The sequence below is a fragment of the Clostridium sp. AF34-13 genome, assembly GCF_003477845.1.
In the GTDB taxonomy this organism is placed as follows: domain Bacteria; phylum Bacillota; class Clostridia; order Lachnospirales; family Lachnospiraceae; genus Butyribacter; species Butyribacter intestini.
Window position 1 is genome coordinate 24,498 of record NZ_QUEB01000005.1, and the last position, 19,887, is coordinate 44,384.

At 34.9% G+C, this 19,887-nt stretch carries 16 protein-coding genes; 2 read left to right on the plus strand and 14 right to left on the minus strand.

What is annotated here, in order from left to right; translation table 11 throughout:
• Nucleotides 1-234: 234 nt before the first annotated feature.
• From DWZ63_RS05520 to DWZ63_RS05555, 8 genes are all read right to left on the minus strand, one after another.
• The gene (locus DWZ63_RS05520) at nucleotides 235-594 is read right to left on the minus strand and encodes a PqqD family protein (protein WP_022014911.1); all 360 of its coding nucleotides are present in this window, start codon (nucleotides 592-594) and stop codon (nucleotides 235-237) included.
• A gap of 18 nt (nucleotides 595-612) precedes the next feature.
• Nucleotides 613-2,517, minus strand: coding sequence for an oligopeptide transporter, OPT family (locus DWZ63_RS05525; protein ID WP_118499051.1), 1,905 nt, complete (start codon nucleotides 2,515-2,517; stop codon nucleotides 613-615).
• 194 nt (nucleotides 2,518-2,711) lie between these two features.
• Entirely contained in the window at nucleotides 2,712-3,206 is a 495-nt protein-coding gene (locus DWZ63_RS05530) for a DNA-deoxyinosine glycosylase (protein WP_118499053.1), read from the minus strand.
• Between the two features lie 14 nt (nucleotides 3,207-3,220).
• Nucleotides 3,221-4,453 carry a hypothetical protein gene (locus DWZ63_RS05535; RefSeq protein WP_118499055.1) on the minus strand — a complete coding sequence of 411 codons (1,233 nt, stop codon included), beginning with the start codon at nucleotides 4,451-4,453 and terminating at the stop codon, nucleotides 3,221-3,223.
• A gap of 27 nt (nucleotides 4,454-4,480) precedes the next feature.
• Nucleotides 4,481-5,017, minus strand: coding sequence for a sigma-70 family RNA polymerase sigma factor (locus DWZ63_RS05540; protein ID WP_022014915.1), 537 nt, complete (start codon nucleotides 5,015-5,017; stop codon nucleotides 4,481-4,483).
• A gap of 300 nt (nucleotides 5,018-5,317) precedes the next feature.
• Nucleotides 5,318-6,052, minus strand: a complete 735-nt coding sequence (locus tag DWZ63_RS05545; RefSeq protein ID WP_022014916.1) for a peptidylprolyl isomerase — start codon at nucleotides 6,050-6,052, stop codon at nucleotides 5,318-5,320.
• A gap of 81 nt (nucleotides 6,053-6,133) precedes the next feature.
• Nucleotides 6,134-6,463: a type II toxin-antitoxin system RelE/ParE family toxin gene (locus DWZ63_RS05550; protein WP_118499057.1), complete on the minus strand. Its 330-nt coding sequence runs from the start codon at nucleotides 6,461-6,463 to the stop codon at nucleotides 6,134-6,136.
• Nucleotides 6,460-6,783, minus strand: a complete 324-nt coding sequence (locus DWZ63_RS05555; protein WP_055944726.1) for a type II toxin-antitoxin system Phd/YefM family antitoxin — start codon at nucleotides 6,781-6,783, stop codon at nucleotides 6,460-6,462. The genes DWZ63_RS05550 and DWZ63_RS05555 overlap by 4 nt, the downstream gene beginning before the upstream one ends.
• Before the next feature lie 907 nt (nucleotides 6,784-7,690).
• Here DWZ63_RS05555 and DWZ63_RS05560 point away from each other — a divergent pair.
• Together DWZ63_RS05560 and DWZ63_RS05565 are read left to right on the plus strand one after the other, a co-directional pair.
• Nucleotides 7,691-8,269, plus strand: a complete 579-nt coding sequence (locus DWZ63_RS05560) for a sigma-70 family RNA polymerase sigma factor (protein WP_243020492.1) — start codon at nucleotides 7,691-7,693, stop codon at nucleotides 8,267-8,269.
• The gene (locus DWZ63_RS05565; RefSeq protein ID WP_118499058.1) at nucleotides 8,262-9,764 is read left to right on the plus strand and encodes a hypothetical protein; all 1,503 of its coding nucleotides are present in this window, start codon (nucleotides 8,262-8,264) and stop codon (nucleotides 9,762-9,764) included. Before DWZ63_RS05560 ends, DWZ63_RS05565 begins: the two co-directional genes overlap by 8 nt.
• A 297-nt stretch (nucleotides 9,765-10,061) precedes the next feature.
• Here the strand turns inward: DWZ63_RS05565 and DWZ63_RS05570 are convergent, their stop codons facing one another.
• The 6 genes from DWZ63_RS05570 to DWZ63_RS05595 form a co-directional block, all read right to left on the minus strand.
• Nucleotides 10,062-10,586 carry a type III toxin-antitoxin system ToxN/AbiQ family toxin gene (locus tag DWZ63_RS05570; protein WP_082440757.1) on the minus strand — a complete coding sequence of 175 codons (525 nt, stop codon included), beginning with the start codon at nucleotides 10,584-10,586 and terminating at the stop codon, nucleotides 10,062-10,064.
• Nucleotides 10,587-10,768: 182 nt separating this feature from the next.
• Nucleotides 10,769-15,382, minus strand: coding sequence for a DUF5057 domain-containing protein (locus DWZ63_RS05575; RefSeq protein WP_118499060.1), 4,614 nt, complete (start codon nucleotides 15,380-15,382; stop codon nucleotides 10,769-10,771).
• Nucleotides 15,383-15,400: 18 nt separating this feature from the next.
• Complete coding sequence (locus tag DWZ63_RS05580) at nucleotides 15,401-15,925, minus strand: prepilin-type N-terminal cleavage/methylation domain-containing protein (RefSeq protein ID WP_055944738.1); 525 nt, start codon at nucleotides 15,923-15,925, stop codon at nucleotides 15,401-15,403.
• 29 nt (nucleotides 15,926-15,954) lie between these two features.
• Entirely contained in the window at nucleotides 15,955-16,461 is a 507-nt protein-coding gene (locus DWZ63_RS05585) for a type II secretion system protein (protein WP_118499062.1), read from the minus strand.
• A gap of 21 nt (nucleotides 16,462-16,482) precedes the next feature.
• A complete protein-coding gene (locus DWZ63_RS05590; RefSeq protein WP_118499064.1) occupies nucleotides 16,483-18,693 on the minus strand; it encodes a hypothetical protein in 2,211 nt (736 codons plus the stop codon).
• On the minus strand, nucleotides 18,690-19,883 hold the full coding sequence (locus DWZ63_RS05595) for a prepilin-type N-terminal cleavage/methylation domain-containing protein (protein WP_118499066.1): 1,194 nt from the start codon (nucleotides 19,881-19,883) through the stop codon (nucleotides 18,690-18,692). Before DWZ63_RS05595 ends, DWZ63_RS05590 begins: the two co-directional genes overlap by 4 nt.
• Between the last annotated feature and the right edge of the window lie 4 nt (nucleotides 19,884-19,887).

Below are 19,887 nucleotides of genomic sequence, written 5' to 3' on the forward strand. Positions count from 1 at the left end.
ATATAAAATTAATTTCGCAATCGTCTGTCTTTATAAGCATATCCCTTATTTAATCAATTACATTCTAACATTGATATTCCAGCGTGTAAAGTATCGTGGATAAAAGAAAAACCGTTCCAAAAACAACCTTATTACTTCTCACACTTACAGTGCTGTCAGCAATTTTTACATTGATTTTGAAACGATTTTCTACAATTTTTTATATAATGATGTAAGTTTCAAACGACTACTACATCATTTTAATACCACAAATTTGTTCATTTCAAGTGTTGAGATAAATGTTATGACTCTTTTGAGCATATCATTCTCCTCCTCTGGAAATGCTTCGTTCATTTTCCCTACTATATCATATATGGTTCTCTCACCGTCTATGCTTTTCCATACAACTGAACCATACTCGTCAAGTTTAATATGACTGACCGCCGGTTTATGAAAAAATTTCTGTGCTATCTTTGCATAAAATCCCTTGTGCGGCATATCGACCTCTACATTGCCGTCATCGAGTTCTCTCCACTCATGTCCCTCTGATATATGTGGTATCTTATCCATATAATTTCCTGAAACAACTTTAGCTTTTGGCTTTCGCTTCCGCATTAACTTCCGCCTTTCTTTCTAAGCCTTCTTCATTTTCTTTGTGGCAGCATATAAAAGTGATGCACAAAGAAGTATAAAGAATACTACGCTTCCGCCCTGTCCAAGACTTATTCCATAATTTCCAAGATTTATCTTGTCTGCTACTCCGATTACCTTAAGTATCGCAAGAATAATACCTACAAGACCCTCACCGGCAATAAGACCTGATGAGTAAAGGATTCCCTTGCTGTCGTCCTCCTTTATTTCCTCCTCTGTCTTATTCTTACGCTTTGTAACGATAAGTTTGATAACTCCTCCGACCATGATAGGTGTTGAAAGGTAAATAGGGAGATATAAACCAATCGCAAATGGAAGTACCGGAATACCAATAACTTCTACCATGAGTGCAAGGAATACACCGATAAATACGAGATTCCACGGAAGATTTCCCTCCATAACACCCTCTGTTACCATCTTCATAAGTGTTGCCTGAGGAGCCGGAAGCTTGTCTGTACCAAATGTCCATGCAGAATCGAGAAGCATAAGAACTCCTGCGATTGCAAGACCTGCACATACAGCACCGATAAGCTCACCTATCTGCTGACGATAAGGTGTAGCACCTACGATATAGCCTGTCTTAAGATCCTGTGAAGTATCACCTGCCATAGCAGCGATTATACAGATAACCGTACCTATACAGATAGCCATTGTCATACCCTGGATACCTGTTTTTCCTGTTGCCTTAAGAATCATTGTTGCAATAAGAAGTGTTGCAATAGCCATTCCTGATACAGGGTTGTTAGATGAACCTACAAGTCCTACCATTCTTGATGATACTGTTGCGAAGAAGAAACCAAAAATGATAATGATTATTGCAGCAATAATACTGATAGGTACTGATGGAATCAATACAAGTGCAAATGCAACTAAAACGACAACAACCATTGCCCATTTGATTGAAAGATCTTTTTCTGTACGAAGATCTCCACCCTTATGTCCCAGACCGCCAAGAGCTTTCTTGAATGTTCTGATAATAAGAGGCAATGACTTGATAAGGCTTAAGATACCACCACAGGCAACTGCACCTGCACCGATGTATCTTACATAATTACTCCAAAGCTCTGCCGGTGCCATATCTGCTATAGCTTTTGTAGCAGGGAATAATATAGCACTGTCTCCGCCCAATGCACCGATAGTATGCATAAGAGGCATGATTACGAACCATCCTACAATAGCTCCACCAAACATATATGAAGCAACTCTTGAACCACAGATGTAACCTACACCGACGAGAGCTGGCAGTACATCAAGTCCGAATGCAGATCCCTTATAAACTGATATATCCCAGCTTATCTCTGATGGGAACAGGATAAGTCCGTCAGTTATAAACTTATAAAGTGCGGAGATACCAAGACCTGAAAATACAAGTTTTGATTTACTTCCGCCTTCTTCACCTGCAAGAAGAACCTCTGCACAGGCTGTTCCCTCAGGGAATGGAAGGTTTCCATGCTCCTCAACGATAAGTGCCGTACGGAGCGGAATCATAAATAAAGTTCCAATAACACCACCTGCGACAGCGAGAGCTGCGATAGTGAAGAACGAAGGCATCTGGATAGATGAATCTTCTTTTGCCCACATATAAAGTGCAGGAAGTGTAAAAATTGCACCTGCAGCTAACGATTCACCCGCTGAACCGATAGTCTGAACCATGTTATTTTCAAGAATTGAATCTTTCTTTAAAATAAAACGAATGACACCCATTGAAATAACTGCTGCCGGTATAGATGCCGAAACCGTCATACCTACTCTAAGTCCGAGATAAGCGTTTGCAGCTCCAAATACTACTGCAAGAATAATACCAAGAATAAGTGCTGTCGGTGTAAATTCTGGCATAACTTTGTCCGCTGGGATAAACGGCTTAAAGTCATTTTTTTCTTTGCTCATAAAAAGTCTCCTTTTCCTTTTGTATAATAAAACTAAAAATGTTACATGACTGTTATAACAATAACACATTATATATATGACCTCCCAGCATCATATACACAAAATATATTATAAGTACAGCCATTATATAATTATATTATAGACCACAACTATTTACAATAGTAATTTTATCTTTTTATGTAAAAATTATACATTTAAATCCGCATTTGCCAACACTCTAAAAGCCTTTCTAAACTGTAAGCCGCATTTGCCGGACTTGTAGACGGAAGTTTTATTATCTCTCTTCCGATTTTACCATACTGGTATTTCATATAAAGTTCGTATGCCTTGCCTCCATTTGCATATATCCTGTCAATATCAGTATTATCCAAAATAACCGACAGGTCAGCAGGCACAACATTTTTTATCGAACTGTCACTCGAACCTATAATATCACACTCAGAGATAACATCCCACACGGCTATATGATGTTTAAGCAGTATCTTTCTTTTCTCCTCAATAGTCTGTGGGACAATATCTTCATCACATAACGCCGCAATAAGTTTCCAAAACCTGTTCTGCGGATGTCCGTAATAAAAATTGTTCTCCCTTGACTTAACCGACGGAAGTGTCCCCAAAACCAGTACTTTTGAATTTTCATCAAAAACCGGCTCAAATTCATGTTTTATATGTGTGTACTCACTGTTCATATTTCATTATCTCCCTATCTTTCAAATATTTTCTCATAAAAATTACAGGTTGTGAAACTATTATCGTTCTTTTTTATAATCTTTTTAAGTGCCGCCGCATTTTCATCCGAAAGTTTCAAATATACTCCAGCTTTATGTTCAGGCTCAATATAAACATCAATGTTATTTTCGTCAAGTATTATTCCAAATACGCAAAACTCACCCGCATTATTTTCAACTGCCAGATAATAGCACTTATCAGGATTTTCTTTTGCAGTCATTGCAAACTTCTGCTTATACATATCTCTGAGTTCAAAAGAATTTCCTTTTGTAAGAAGTTTATAAAACTCATTTCCTGATTTTTCATCCATCCAAACGGCAAGTCTCTTATCAGGATTTTCTTTAGATTTTGCCTTAAATCTTTCAAACATTATCTCACGAATTGCACTTCCGTCTTTTATATCCATAATCTCCTTAAAATATTCCTCTGGAGAAATCGCACTCTTTGAATCTGATTTTTTGCTGTCTTTTATATTATGTTCTTTCAGACTTTCAATTCCAACACATTTTCCGATATACATCGCATCTGACCTGTCTTTATATAAAATAAACTTTCGACTGTTACGCCCACCTATAAAATATATACTTCCAACTGAATACTTGCTGCCCTTTGGAGCGTTTCCCAAAAACGGTGTCAGCTTCTTAGTCTTATCCGCTTTTTTCAGTTCAATTCCCTTTTGTGTAATCTTTTTTTCTTCATCCTCATTCAGTTGATAAAGACTGTAAAGATAACCATTTTCCGAATAACTCTTTGTATCAACACAGACCGCAGTATTCTGCTGATTATAATAATACCACTGCTGTTCTTCTTTTGTATTAATGCCGAGGTCTGCATCGTCATCGCCCATCATCATATAATCCTGACGCAGAGTATAACGCTCCCTTGCGGTACTGCACACACTCTCAAGCACATTTGTCTCACCTGTCTGCTTTTGGCTTCCCATATATATATAACCTATTGCAAGCCCTGCTATCAATATGAAACATACGAACACAATACATATAATATGTGCCTTTGAGCGTGGATTTCTTATCGTCAGCCTGCTAATGACAGAATATATCTTATCTTCAAAAATCTTATCATCATTATATTCAAAATCAAAATCTCTCATGGAATTTTCCAAATCCTTCTCACTATAAATCTTAAAAGCTTTTCTTATAATCTCATCACTGCCTTTAAATCCATTTTTATTCCCACTTCTTACCATAAAGCTCACTCCTTACTAGTTTCGCAATTACCAAAGACTTTTTAACAGCTTCTTTCTTCCACGGTTTATCTTTGACCGCACCGTATTATATGGAATTTCCAGCAAGTCCGAAATTTCTCTCGGACTCATCTCATTTAAATAAAACAGCGACAAAACTTCACGGTAAGTAAAGTCAAGTTTATTTATCTCTTCCACAACTCTTTTTAACTCCATCGAGACAAGTATCTCATTTTCTATGTCAACATTCCCTGCCTGCTCTGTTATGTCCTCAATATTTATATTCGACTGTCTGCTTCTCTTGTTTTTTCTGTATATGTCAATGGCACAATGGCTTATGACCGTATATACAAAAGCTGCTGTTTTTGCTTCATCGTCAAAGTCTATGCAATCTGTATGTCTTGATATTGCTATTATGCTGTTTTGCACAGCGTCCTCAGCATCCTCACGCTGGTTTAAAATCTGCATTGCCCTGTAATACATTCTGCTGCCGTATAACTCATACACTTTTTCAAGTTTTTGTCTCTGTTCTTCTTCCCATTTTTTTGCTTTGGTGCCGTTTGACATTTTTTTCACCTCCCCAGTGTACTATGTACTTTTTATTTATAATATTTATAACGGCACAGATATAAAATTTGATGCAGAAATAAGTATAAAATTTATATCTGTATGCAACATTCCTGCCATAAAAAGAGATTTAACAATACAATGAATAAACTTCGATATTGCCAATTACCTTTTTATAACTGAACTGTAACATTAAAAAATGCAAATTTCATTTTATGGCTTTATCAAAGACAATTTTTCTTTAAAGCCCTATGAAATTTGCATTTTATTGTGTGTTGTAAGGATTATTTTTTATTTTTTCTATTTGCAGTATTTCTCTCTGAGTTCTTTAAGTTTACTCTGGTATGTTTCCTGCTGTTTTTTGTTTACAAGATAACCTTTTACCTGCTCTGCTATACTGTCGTACTCAGGTACTTCGCCCTCGTTTTTGTCATCGACCCAGATAAGATGGTATCCGAACTGTGTTTTTACAGGACCTATTACTTTGTTTAGTTCCCCGTCAAATACGGCATTTTCAAATTCTTTTACCATCTGGCCTCTGCCAAATGTTCCAAGACTTCCGCCTTTCTGTGCTGATGGGCAGGTAGAATACTCTTTTGCCGCATCTTCAAAACTTTTTGCTCCTGATTCGATTTCTTCTTTTATCTGATTTGCCTTGTCCTCATTGTCTACGAGTACATGTTTTGCCGTTGCAGATGCTTTTGATGCAAATTCTTTTGAGTGACCTAAGAAATACTCTTTTGCTTCTGCATCTGTTACAGAAATGTCTTTTAAAAGGTCTGCCATAGCTATCTGGCTTAATATATCTCTCTTTGCCATAACCATTGATGTTTTAAACATCTCTGTCTCGTCTTTCTTTTCTTCCTCCCCGTACATTGCAAAAAGGCAGATTTCTTCTAATCTTTCCTCGCACTGCTTACGGAACTCAGGCATACTTCTATACATCTGCTGTTCCTGCGGCATACCTGAAATAAATGTGTCGATATCGACATCTGTTATCGTATAATTTCCAATTTTAGTATTTGTTTCTGACATCTTTATCCTCCGATTTTTTGACAAATGATAGTCACTATTATGAGGGAATACAACAAAAGTTGCAAGTGTTTTTGCTCTTTTTTATAAACCATGCTTATTTCTTCTTTTTGCTGCTTCTCTATAAACCTGTTCATCAGTTCTTGCCGAAACTACAATAATCTTCATTATTCCATCCACACGCTCAATCTTATAAACAACTCTTATGCCTAAGTTTCTAAATTTTATTTTCATTAAATTAGTAAGATTTGTACCACTTTTATTACCTAAGGGCTTTCCATATCCGCCCTCATCAGCAGGCAATGGATTTTTGCTTACTTTTGAAATGCCTTTTAATACTTGTATTTGAGCCGAATGGTCGAGTTTCTTCATATCATTTTCCGCTTCTTCTAAAAACTCAATATTCCATGTCATTCTATATCTACATCCTCCGCATCCAAAAGTTCATCTTCACTTATCCCAAGCTCATTCATTACAGTATCAAGTGAAACCGTTTTATTATTCCCATCAGCCTCCAAACGCCTGTTAGCTTCCAATAAAAGATAATAATCTTCTTCTATTTCAGTTAATCTTGTATATTCCTCAGGTGATAATATAATCGCCGATGGCTGATTATTTTTTAAAACTATCAATTCATTTTCAGAATGTAATCTGTCAAATATCTTAGCCGCCTGACCTTTATTAAACTGCGAAATAGGAACAAGACTTTGTAATATATCTGCTGCAATAGCCATAATAACCCTCATTTCTGCACACATTTTTTGCATAGTATCAAATATAATATATTTTCCACTTAAGATTTGTGCCAAGTGTGCAAAACACAAATCCGTTACTTTATTTTACTTATATTATATTCAGATTTGTAACAAAAATCAATAAATATTACTTTTAATTTTCTATTATATTGTAACAGTTCAGCCCAAAAAAGATAAGTCAATAATACATGAGCTTGCTCAATGTATTATTGACTTGTTTTTTGGGGCTGAATAGCCTTTCATTTATGAAATGAAGTAAACACAAGCTGCATAGCAGCGACTGACAGCTTGCTGGCAGGTTTACGAATGTAATAAATGAGAGGCTGAACTGTTACATTATATTTTCATATATATTTAACATCTCATTTTAATATGCAAATTTTCAAATAATTACAAAACTATCATAATCCTTGATTAAATTGTGCAACTAACACAACATACAGTCAATTTATCAATTATCTATACAAACTTTTACAGATATTTTCAACTTTACCCTGTGAGATTTTCCCATAAAACCGTAGATTATAAATGACAGATAAAATACTTACCTGAATTTCTCTAAGTATCCAATGTCTGTCATAAAGAAATGACGTCTTTTCTAACAAATAGTCGCTTGCGACTCTTTCGCATTTGAGCGGAATGCGTAGCATTTACTTCTTTTCCGCGAAATGTGCATTCTCACGGAGTGTTTTTTGTGTTATAAAAAACATACTGCCGTTATAATACAACAGAATGTTTTTTCACATTTGATGATGCAGGGGATAAAATCAGATAACGATGCAGCGATATGCGGCATCAATTTTAAGCAAAATCCCTTTGAGCATGGCATTATTTTATGCTGCAATAATAACTATGTGCCGATTACGGCCCAGAAACGAGGTTTACAATGCAAAACAAAAACAATGATATTTCCGATAAGGAAATAATATCATTATTTAACGAACGTTCCGAACAGGCAATAAGCAAGACAAGTGATAAATACAAAAATCTCTGCTTTAAGATTGCAAATAATATACTAAACGACAAACGGGACAGTGAGGAATGTGTTTCAGACACATGGCTGGCTCTATGGAACAATATTCCGCCCAAGTCACCAAATCCCCTTAAAGCCTACATATGCCGTATTGTCAAAAATCTTTCTCTTAAACGCTACGAATACAATTCGGCAGGCAAGAGAAAAAGCGAATATGAGGTGTCACTTGACGAACTCAACGATTGTCTGGACAAAAATAATGATACTTTAAAACAGATAGAACAAAAACAGCTCATTGAAACCATAAATGTATTTTTGAAAAAGCTGCCAAAAGAAAAACGCATCTTATTTATAAGACGATACTGGTTTATGGAGTCTGTTAAACAACTCGCAAAAGATTATGGAATATCTGAAACAGGAATTTCCATGCGGCTTTCAAGAATACGCAGCGAACTTAAATCTCATTTGATAAAGGAGGGTTATTATGACTGATAAAGATTTATTTAATGCGATAAATGAATGCGATGACAGTTTTATTGAAGAAACGATAAATGACTGTGATAAAAAATTTATTGAAAAAACGGCAAATAAATATGATGAAAAATTTACCGAAGAAACAACAAATGAACAGACCAATAATTTTAATAATAAACAAAAAGAAATAAATGATTCGGCAATAACACCCCAAAAAAGTTTCCGCAGAAATGAAAAATCTGATAAACCAAACAACAGACCGTCATTTATAAAAAGATGCCTGCCATTCACAGGACTCCCACTTATAAATGCCGCCGCCATCCTTATACTCGTGCTTGCTGTCGGATTTGGTGCTGCTGCCGCAACATCCGGCAAATTTCACAACTGGATTTTTACGGCATTTTCAAAACAAGACATACAAAAAGCCGAGCTTAACACTTCTGCACCCGACAAAATTTCTTCTGATAACGGACAGAGTACGGCTTCAAATCCTGACAATAACATAGACATAAAAGCCGACAAAAATAACCATCTGTCTCTTGGCAAAAATATCGACCTTGTCGGAGATAAAGAAAGTTTCATATACAAATATCACAAAAATGGCGATGACGAGATAGTAGACGAGGTATATTCCATTCAGGATAACGGTCTGTCAAAACTTGCGATAAAAACATTTTCAGGTACTTATTATGGGAGCAGCTTTTCTTTTGATTATTCTGTTATAAATAAAGAGATATTTGCATTTAACCAGACCGGAACTTTAGATGGTGTAGACTATGTCATGGACGGTGATACCGTTTATGCCTATTTCTCAAAAGTCAAAGGTGATACTATACTAAAAAGCAGTGTCGCAAAGCTGAACCTTAAAACAGGAATAATAGACAAATTTACGGATGATAACAAAATATGCAACACTAAAATGTCTCCTAACGGAAAAATGATATTATTTAATTACCGTGCTAAGGGATACTGGACCGCCTTAGATACATCGACAGGCAAAGAGATAAAAATCCCCGGCATAGACGGATATAATCATGAAAGCCAGATAAAATTTATTGACGATTACCATGTACTGTCACTCTTAGTAATTTCCACGGGAAATAATGCAAAGACATACAGTGAGCAGGTTTGCACAAACCTTATAGACCTCACAACCGGAAAAACTCTACACACTTACAAGGATTATGGAGAGATAAATGTCTTATGGAATTATAAATATAATGAAAAAAATAAATCATTGAAAGTTTACAATATAACAAATAAAAACAGTTTCACAATTCCTGACATGAAATCAGAGGATGCAGCTATAGCTGATGCAAATGGAAACTATGTACTTTTCGGTGACCTCGAAGGACCTGACACATTATGTCTTTGCAATCTTGACACACATAAATATATCAAGTTTACGATACCAAAAGAACTTCGTTCAGATATAGAAATGTACCTCTCCGCCGTTAAAAGCAAAATGCTCATAACCGACGGAAAGGATGCCTATCTTGTGCAGTGTCCGTAAAAAACTCGGTATTACAGCTTGTTCTATGTGCTACTTAACAATTTAGCCAATTTATCAAAGTCACCATTATTTTTGGCTGTCGCATTAATCAAAATTCATACAGGATATAAAAACACTTACTATCTAAAGACTTATATTTAATATAATATTTTGTTATTACGACAGCCATTTTGCTATAAGTATCGTTTCAAATCAATTTTAATTTTCTCAATATAATTTCTTTTTTATAAACATTGCAAAAATTTTATTAATGCTATATTTTACACTAAACTATTTTTTCCTCAATCTCCACGACTATTATTTGTTATTGTAACGATTACATTCTCTTTCAAGTTTCTCAAAATTAAGACATCTGCTTTTCCCTTTATAATTAGATTCACTAACACATAATTTATATAAACAATTAGCTTTATTAATAATTACCTCTGCATTTTTCCTGCACCATGTCAGTTCATCAATACATAACTGTTTATAATGCTTTTGGGCTATCGTATCTCTCTTATCCTCTTTAAGATTTATTTTTATTAACTGTTTATCCTCCACCGGAATCATGAGATTATAATTTAAAACCCCCAACAATTTGCCTTTCTTATCAAATATCTTGTCAAAATCAGCTTTAGGACTCATTTTCTTATGCTTTTCTACCGGATGTGATAATGGTATAAGATATTTGTGTTTATTACATATTACAACTGTACCTACATATATTCGATGTTGCTTCCCAATCTGTGGTGAAACTGAGGAAACTCTGTCATCAATATTATGTAAATTTCTAATATATTTCATATCTATACGATATAAATTCAGTCTTTCCTGTTTCATATATCTCCTTAAATATTAAAAGTGGCTATGCCAAAAAACATAGCCACTATGAAGAATCACCAAAGACGATTCTTACGCTTTTACAACCTCCACTTATGGTAGGACTCACCTTTACTATTATAATACCAAAATCTGAAAAATAGTCAATACAATTTACGACAAAAGTTACCCATTATTTCTTTTTAGTCAAGCTCAAACATCTGTTTTTTTATCATATTAAGTGTTGTATAACCAGGTTCTTTAACCTCCTTACTCATCAGTTTAAATATTATCTTACAACGGGATGCATTGCTTAGATACTTCTTCGGATAGTCAAAGTAGTATATATGGTCACGACTTAATGTGTACGACTTAGATACACTTTCGCTTACACTCTTACATGTATCTTTTCTGTATATCTTATCACCGGTGATATAACTATCTGTATCTCCACTTTCTGTTCCATCAGTTGCGGGATAATATATCGAACAGGTAAATTTAGAACCGGTCAGATTTTCATCAGTAGGTCTGAAGTAAACTCTTATCGTTCCATCAGATTTTTTTCCATATTCTTCCTCTGATGTTATCTGGTATATTCTGCTGTTCTCATCTATCTGCTCCGCATTTTGAACTTCAACATACGGGCTCTGATAAGATGCTCTATAGGCAGCTATCATCGTATTTACAAAAAGTTTTGCTTCCATATCATTAGTCACCGTCGAATGTCCTACGCTTGAATAAAATACATTTCCCTTACTGTAAATATAATAATTATTTGCTGTATCATTAGGTGACACTCCATAGGCATGTGCACTCTGAGTGGTATATCCCCGATTATTATTTTTGCCATCATCATCCAATGTGTACCATACCGTCACCTCAGGGTCCTCCATATTAAGCTGGTAATACTGGCTGTGTGTTGTTGCCACATTAAATTTGTCCTTATCTATATGATATGGATACGATGTTATCTGACCGTCATTTACCTTGCTTATCTTAGTCGTACAATCATTGTCATTACTAAAACCACAATTTTTTGAATTACTGTTATTATTATCCTTATATACATGATTTCCGTCTACTCCGGTTATCATATACCGGTACGGTACTTTTTCATCATATGCACCATTATAACCTAATCGTCTCAGTGCCACATATGTATATCCGTGGAGAGCATCAAGAGTATTTCCTGCAATATCCTTAACAGTATCATAAGCTCTTTCTTTCTGGTAATTTATGAGTATATTTTTATCATTCTCCGTCATTGCCGTTTTAGCAGGATTTCCGACTGCTTTATAACGATTCATTCCCATCACATCACGCAGCAGTGCATTTGCAGTATAGCCGTATATTCCTTCACCTACATCGTTTAAAGATGTAATATCATGCGTAAACAATACACTCTTTTTCTGTGCTATAAAATATTTGATAAAATCAACTGCACCATGCTCATTTGAAATATCTTCCAGGCAGTACATATCTCCAAATCCAAATATGAGCATATTGTAATCTTTTAACTTATTTCTTATAACATTATTTTCGTCCGTTAAATTATAATTTTTCGGATTTTGTTTTCCTGCATCAAACGAAATTTCTTTTGAATTATCAAACTCAAAATTATTGCCTTTCTTATCATGATATTCCTTAAATATCTGTTCAAATTCCTCCACTGTCATAGTGTCAACGGTTATCTTGTAGTCCTCAATGTTCTGATAATATTTTTTAAATATCGCACTCGTGCTTAAGTCTAACATTCCGTCTGTCACTCTATTAGCTTTCGCCTTTTCAGGGTCAGGCATAATCTGCAGCACATTTACTTTCTTTTTATCTGAAGCAGAACTCTTCGCTGCTGCCGAACAGCCGGTCTTAACAAATCTTACGCTTGAATTGTCAACATCATAAATAACTATCTTCCAGCTTATAAGTCCTACATACTCTTTATCAAGCTTAAAGTTCTCATTTGAAAATATCCTGCTCTCACCATTTTTCAATGCGACAGCTTCAAATTCACTGTCATCTTTTCCCAGTGATGAATATACACTCTCGCTTTCCGTAAATTTACTGTCCTGATTTTTATCAATATAAACCTTGTAAGCATATCTGACGCTTTTTGCACTATCGTCATCACTCTGTGCTTTTTTATAAGTTACCGTGAACTTAAACGGCAATATTGCTCTGCCATCTGAATCTTTTTCAAGATAATTTGGATGTATTATTTTATTGCTGTTATTTCCTGTTCCTGTATCACCATTATATTTTCCAGGTGTTTTTGAAAATTCTACCGACACACTGTTAGTGGAATTTATTGCTTTGACAATTCCGTTTGAATCACTTTCACTGTAAATTCTGTTTCCATTATACGCAGAATCAGCTTCAAAATCAGTTTTTATAAAGTCACTTATATTTGAATATTGGTCTACATAAGTTGTATCATTATTGTAAAGGCTTTCCTCCATAACGACCGGTCTGCCTGACTTGACAAAATCTTTGAGTTCCTTTTCCTTTATCGCTGTTATATCATTGCCCGGATATCTTAACTCAGTCGAATTAACCGCTGCTTTTTTTATCACAGACCACAAATATTTAACAGACCTGTCTTCTTTAATTCCTTTCAATGAAATCTTCTGCTCACTGCTTGTTATCTTATCTCCGGTATGGAAATAAATTTTTCCATTCATTGATTTATCATTCCATACAGTCATACCATTTGAATTTTTGTTGTAAGCACCGGAATCCATTCCCATATATATCATGTCATAAGTGCTGTTTAAATCCTCAGTTCTTCCTATAAACTCCGCAGTTGTCATATGTGTAATCTCAATCTTACCGTCATATCTTGATAATACACCATTTGTGAGTATTCCTCTGACATCATCCTCCGTCAGTTTATAGTCGGAATCAACCTGATTTACATTTGTCGCCGAATCTTTCTGTTTTAAACCTACACTCGGTTCTATATCGAGAACTTTTACACTATCCTTTTCTAACTTTATCTCATCATTATTAGAATTGTTATGTATTCCAAGTATATAGCGGACAGCATTTGACGGAGTCTCCTTATAATTAGCTTTTTCATTCTTAGCTTTCTGAGCAGCTTCTCTCACTTCTTTATCACTGCTCTTTAATGCTTTTTCAATCTCTTCGTCTGTTCCGAATCGGCTGTCAAGATACTCCTTTACACTTTCATAATATCCATCAAACTTATTCTTATTAGGATTCGTTGCACTTCCCTGATTCATATATGACTGTGGAAGACTACTGTCAGAATTATACACATATATATGGTCCCTTACCCACGGTCTGTACTGGCTAAATTCAAGATGCGTTTTATATTTTTCCCATGCCTCGTCTTTTGTCCAATAGCTGTACACATCCCAATTATAATAGTAGTCATTTCCCTGCCAATATTTCTTCTGTTCCGTGTCAAACAATAAAAATGTATAAGAACACCAATACTTAGCTGCATCACCTGTTTGCAAAGTATCTACTCCCTCTGTTTCTCCCTTCTTATTTGTTATTGTTTTTATCTTAGGATTATCCTTGTCAAAATAAAGTTTATTAAAAGTCTTTGAATCCATACTGTAAAGCATTAAAATCAACTTATATACATTATTATCACTCGCATTAGAACTCTCTATAGTCTTATATTTCTCTCCATTATTTTTTATTTGCAATTTCCGGAGATTTTGATCATACACCTGAACCTTGACTTTTTTATTTCCGTTTGCACCATCATGGGTTTTAACATCCATTATGATTCCTGCATAATCAGTTTCTGCCGTAACTTTCTTATATATTTTTTCTGTATTTTCCCACGATATATCATTTCCTACAAAAGTCTGCTTGTTTCCATAATCAGAACCTGTATATGTCGGTCTTTCAGAAGTTCTTCTGTAATCATCATTTTTCCATATGTTTATCAGGTCATTGCCAAAATGAGTTTTCGGATTGACATAAATAAGATTTGAGCAATCAATCCATGCTGAATTTTTCTTTAATTCAGACGGCGTTATAGTCTTTATCACTATTGAAAACTTGTCAGCCTCCTCCTGTGTAAGACCTAAGCTGTCTTTTAAAAAATAATCACTGTTCTCAAAATTATAATATGCGTATGTTATAAGAGCTCTGTCAGCATCATTCTTAGCTGACTTTCTCTTTGTATATAATCTGTCACCTTTATTTTTTAAAACAGAAATATCATCTTCAAAACTTATTCCCTCATATTTACCTTTTTCAAAATCATTTACGGTATGCCATATTATATCTCCCTGATTTTTTCCTGCTTTTACGATATCTCCATCTGAGTCCTGTTTAAAATATCCCTGATTTTCTCCTACTTTTTCATAATAGCCCTTAAGAGTTATATCAGCCCAGTATTTTCCGGGAGCCGAATCATAATTTTTCGGATTTCCTTCTTCTTCATCCGGGAAAAAATAGCATATGTTCTGCGTGACCTTTGCTCCACTTGCACTCTGTACAGTCCTTAAATCTCCTCTGCCGTACATCTCTTCAACTTTTACCGGTTCACATCCGCTTATAAGATAACCTATCTCTGCAAATTCATTACAGGGTACTATCTCTAGTATTAAAAAAGGGTTCTTCTTCGTTCCGACTTCCGCCTTTGTCGTTCCATCTCTTTTTTCTTTCGGAAGCTGGGCATAGTTGTCAATAACTCCACGCGAAACAACTTCTTCATTTCCCTTTTCATCCGCATTAACTTTCATATTTTTCATATGAACTGCATAAATTGAAATTCCTGCAAAAAGAGCAAGACATAATGCTGCACATAATAAATATTTAATCTTATTTTTTAACATATTTAATCCTCCCCTTTTCTATCTCAATCTGTTTCTTACATTTATCGTGTTTTCAATGTTATATTTCTGACTTCCCCTTTTAAGTGTCATTGTAAGTTCAACACTCGACGGTGTGCCACCATCAACATTCGCCTTAAATTCTTCTATATGCTCTCCTATGCAGTTTTCCTCTTTTTCATCTGCGGCACTGTATGTCAATGTATCATTATCTATATCAACATTATTAAATGACTCCATATAAAGTTTTCCTGATTTGAGCCATATAATCTTTTTTGTCGTATTTATCACTGCTTTGTCCTGTGGTATCTTATAGATAGAAAGTTTCTTCCCTCCGTCCTCAACCTTAATCCTGTTTCCCTCCATTATCCATTTGCCGACCTGTTCCATGAGTACCTGCGTCTCTGTCTGTATGTCAGCCGTATCAGAAGTGTACTGATAATCTTTTTGTGCTGTTCTTATCAACAATGTGGTCGCACCTATGATTATACTCGACATGGCTATGGCAATAATCAACTCAACCAGCGTTATTCCTCTGTTTTCCATATCTTTTCGTTCACTCCTCTCTTTTTATGTCATTCCATTATATGCCGTCCTGTTTCTTTTACGAGTTTTATCTTATATTCTGAGTTTCTCTTAAATATCACCGCCGACACATCTGACTGAAACTGTGCCGATTTGTTATAGTAGATATTTATGAATTTATCTCCTTTTATCTCCTCTTTTGAACCATTTTTTTCCTGAAATATCTCAATCGAGGCTGAACCAAGTTTTGTCCCTGTATCATCAAATACCGAACTGTCAAATGCCGTAATATCACTTGTCAAAATCTTCATATAGCATCCGTTATCTGTCTTATATATGTAAAGATGCGGTATATCTGTCTTGCTCATCGTCTTTACCTGCAGCTTATCAAGTGATGTATATACCTGATTTGCCGCCTGTCTGACATTTACAGACTTTAGATGCCCCATATATAAAACCGTAAATGAAGCAAATATCACGAGTATGGCTATAACTATTATAGTCTCTATCAAGGTGAAACCGGTATTGTTATTTGAAACTTTATTTTTTTCTTTCAATTTTCCACCTCTCGCTTTCTTTTAATTCTTTGTCCAGTTGTCATAATAAATATAGTCTTTATTTTCAATAGCTCCAATCTCATTTGAGTTCATGTAAACCGAATCATTTATTATGCCTGAAAACTTTTTGTCAGTTCTTGAAAGATCTTCTTTTATAAGGTCCACAACTTTGCTCTCGTCCGCATTTACCACAGCTCCTCCTGCAAACGATATAGTTCCTCCGGATATTATTATTCCGTCAAAACCTCCGTCAACTCTTACATCTCCTGTAGCGATAACAATACCACCCCTGTACTCGTTTTTAAGTTCATATGGTGTATTACTATTTTCGTTATCGACAAGTATAACAACATTGTCTTTAGCTCCGTTCATATATTGCTCATTTGCTATATAAGAACCTGAAGCCGTATTTTCATTTACAAGCTTTTTTAATGCTGCACGGTTTATAAGATAATCAAACATTGGATTTTTTGTCTTATCATCAAGTCTTGCACCGGCAGCTTTCGCACTGCCATGAGTAGTTGTAAGACCAAGCTGCAAAGCCTTATATCTCACTGCAAGTTTTGAAGATATATTGAAAAATGTACCGTTATTTTTCCATTCTGACGCTGATAAATCTATATTTATATTTTTCTGCTTAAGTTCATTGCCGTCAATATTTTCAGCATCTTTATATAAAATATTTCCACCCAGACTTAAAATACAATCCTCATCTACGATTATGGCATTATTGTCTGCGTAACTCTCCGCTTTTTTATTTACATTGCTTTTGTTGTCTTTATAATACAGCTTGAAAAATTCTTTTGCTTTATCAGCCTTTGCTGCATCTGTACCGTCAAAATTCAGATAATAATTTGCCATAGTCTCACTTGATATATCATCAATGTAATAATAAGGAGTCACCTGATTTGTGCTGTCAAGCAATGATTTCAGCTTTTCTTCTGATACTGACAGATTATTTTCTTTTATGTAACTCTTTAATCCCTTGTCAGTAAATTTTAAATATTCTGCTGATGCATCTAAATAATTTTTTGATACATAATAGGCAAGCTGGTTTGTTCTGACTGAAAGGGAATCTCCCATGAGTATATCTTCATTCTGCTTATCTGCAAATAAATCCGTTCCTCTTGATATAAATGTTCTTCCTGATATCATAAGATCTGTAAGTCCTTTCATATCAAGTCTGCTTTTCTGACCATTTATCATAACGGCACTGCTGTACTTTGCATCAAAGGTTTCCGGCTTAGCTGCATCATAATTTTTCTGAAAATTATATCCGTAATATCTTCCAGAAAGAGTTACTGTGCTGTTTTTTCCATTTAGAGAAAGGTCATCAGACACATAGCTGTTTCCTGTAATATTTACCTTTGCACCATTTTCTTTGCTTTCTGAATCTCCGGTTGTCTTTATATTTTCCGCCCATATCGAAGAGGATGCACTTGCACCTATCGTAAGTGATGTTCCGGCATTTGCCACTATGTCTCCCCTGGTTATGACCGTATCTGCACTTACCGTTCCACTTCCGCCTAATTCACTTAATATTCCGCCTGCTCCGGCATAAACATTTCCATTAATTTTTTCTCCTGATGCATTAAATGTAACTGCATTATCTGCTATAAGTGCATATTTCATAAACTCTGCCGGAGCAAAAGAATTTTTCATCTGAGGTGCTTCGATGGTTATGTCAGTTCTGATAGCAGTCTCATATCCTGCTGCATCTTTGCATTTTATACTTATATTCTTAAAAGTAAATGTTCCCTCATTTTTATCTACTATATAATCAGCCGCATTCTCATCTGTTATGAGATAATCCTGCTCTGCCGTATCACTCTCACTTATATATTTCTTTAACTTGTCAACATCGTATTTTCCAGCAATCTCAACATTTTTATAATCAGCCTCAATCTTATCAAGATATTTATTCTGAAAACATTTTGACAGACTTTCTTCTGATGATTTATATTTTTCATAATTTCCAAGCATATCACTGTACAGCTTTTTTATATGCTCTGCCGAGTCACTGCTTATGCCGGCTTTTATTTTATTAAGCACATCCTCAGTGCCATAAAAATTTCTTTTTGAACTGCTCTCCACTTCTTTCATCTCTATGTTAGTTATGGTTATCTTCGTAACGATAAGTGCTATAACACTCGCAAATGTGAGTATGATAAGGACTGCAATAAGAACCGAGCCTTTGTCCTGCTTTGAAAATAATCGTATTTTTTTCATCATGGCATTTCTCCCTTCGTTCCATTAATGGTTAAGTATGGTTTTGCTGTACTATCCTTAGCCTTGCCCTTCTCATATACCTCTATTTTTATATTTGCAATATTTACCGAAGAAATATCAAACTTATCATCCTCATTATAAATCTGTGTTGATACACCATTAATATTTGAACTGTCAAGATTTGTATATATTGTATTTTCAAGTGTATTATCTTTATCAAGTGTCTTTAGTGTAATTGTATTTCCCGTGTCCTTTTTATTTTGACACAGTAAATGAAATCCATATTTTGTATCAAATGGTGTTGTAAATTTGGACTTTTCGATTGACAAAGTATCATGTTCATTAAAGGTATGATACAACAGATAAATCTCTATATCCCTGTCCTTTTTCATAACTCTCTGTTCTTTGATGATATATACCTCATAATCCGGCACACTGTATGAGGGAGCATCACCGGATTTTGCATTATATGTATATTTATATTTTACGCTTATGATATTTGCATCCGTCAGACTGTTATCAATCTCTATAACTATCTCTCTGTGTATTCGTTCTTTCAGATTTTCATCACTAAGCGATGCAACAACATTAGCATTGTCACATTCTGCCATATATTTCATCCTAAAATGTGCAAATGCCTCATCGTCCTGTCCGTTATCTATTGACAATCCTGAGTTCGCATTATTAAAACCACATTGCTTATTTGATGTATCCTGCACTTTTTTATCAGTAGAAACAGTCACTACCTCATCATAATTTTTTCCTATTTCATCCGCTTTTCCAATAAGCTTAACTTTTCCAACACCTTTTTCCTTTCCTGTCGTGCTATCTTCTATATTTAGAGTATTCTCTTCAACGGTAAAATTCTTAGTCGTCAGATATGGTACTGTGTACTCGCCTGTATTCTCATCCTTTTTAATAAGAATATCCTGTGCTTTTAATTCCTCCATCGTTTCCTGTGCAAACAAAGTTGCTTTCTGATTTTTTGACATCTGCACATTATGACTTACGGAGCTTCCAAAATAATTCAATAGCATTAATGTAAGTATAGCTAATATTGCCATCGAAACAACCACTTCGACAAGCGAAAAGCCTTTATCTGAATTGTCATATACAGTTTTTCTGTTTTTTTCATTCCCTGTCTCTATGGTATCCCGCGTCATTTTTTTTATATCTGCAATGCTATACATCATTCAT

Bases quoted from the DNA above. Each gene is read 5' to 3' on its own strand.
- DWZ63_RS05525 (WP_118499051.1), bottom strand. From the start codon at position 2,517: ATGAGCAAAGAAAAAAATGACTTTAAGCCGTTTATCCCAGCGGACAAA.
- DWZ63_RS05520 (WP_022014911.1), bottom strand. From the start codon at position 594: ATGCGGAAGCGAAAGCCAAAAGCTAAAGTTGTTTCAGGAAATTATATG.
- DWZ63_RS05555 (WP_055944726.1), bottom strand. From the start codon at position 6,783: ATGGCTATTGCAGCAGATATATTACAAAGTCTTGTTCCTATTTCGCAG.
- DWZ63_RS05535 (WP_118499055.1), bottom strand. From the start codon at position 4,453: ATGGTAAGAAGTGGGAATAAAAATGGATTTAAAGGCAGTGATGAGATT.
- DWZ63_RS05565 (WP_118499058.1), top strand. From the start codon at position 8,262: ATGACTGATAAAGATTTATTTAATGCGATAAATGAATGCGATGACAGT.
- DWZ63_RS05580 (WP_055944738.1), bottom strand. From the start codon at position 15,925: ATGGAAAACAGAGGAATAACGCTGGTTGAGTTGATTATTGCCATAGCC.
- DWZ63_RS05570 (WP_082440757.1), bottom strand. From the start codon at position 10,586: ATGAAACAGGAAAGACTGAATTTATATCGTATAGATATGAAATATATT.
- DWZ63_RS05590 (WP_118499064.1), bottom strand. From the start codon at position 18,693: ATGATGAAAAAAATACGATTATTTTCAAAGCAGGACAAAGGCTCGGTT.
- DWZ63_RS05550 (WP_118499057.1), bottom strand. From the start codon at position 6,463: ATGACATGGAATATTGAGTTTTTAGAAGAAGCGGAAAATGATATGAAG.
- DWZ63_RS05545 (WP_022014916.1), bottom strand. From the start codon at position 6,052: ATGTCAGAAACAAATACTAAAATTGGAAATTATACGATAACAGATGTC.
- DWZ63_RS05560 (WP_243020492.1), top strand. From the start codon at position 7,691: ATGCAAAACAAAAACAATGATATTTCCGATAAGGAAATAATATCATTA.
- DWZ63_RS05530 (WP_118499053.1), bottom strand. From the start codon at position 3,206: ATGAACAGTGAGTACACACATATAAAACATGAATTTGAGCCGGTTTTT.
- DWZ63_RS05595 (WP_118499066.1), bottom strand. From the start codon at position 19,883: ATGATGTATAGCATTGCAGATATAAAAAAAATGACGCGGGATACCATA.
- DWZ63_RS05575 (WP_118499060.1), bottom strand. From the start codon at position 15,382: ATGTTAAAAAATAAGATTAAATATTTATTATGTGCAGCATTATGTCTT.
- DWZ63_RS05540 (WP_022014915.1), bottom strand. From the start codon at position 5,017: ATGTCAAACGGCACCAAAGCAAAAAAATGGGAAGAAGAACAGAGACAA.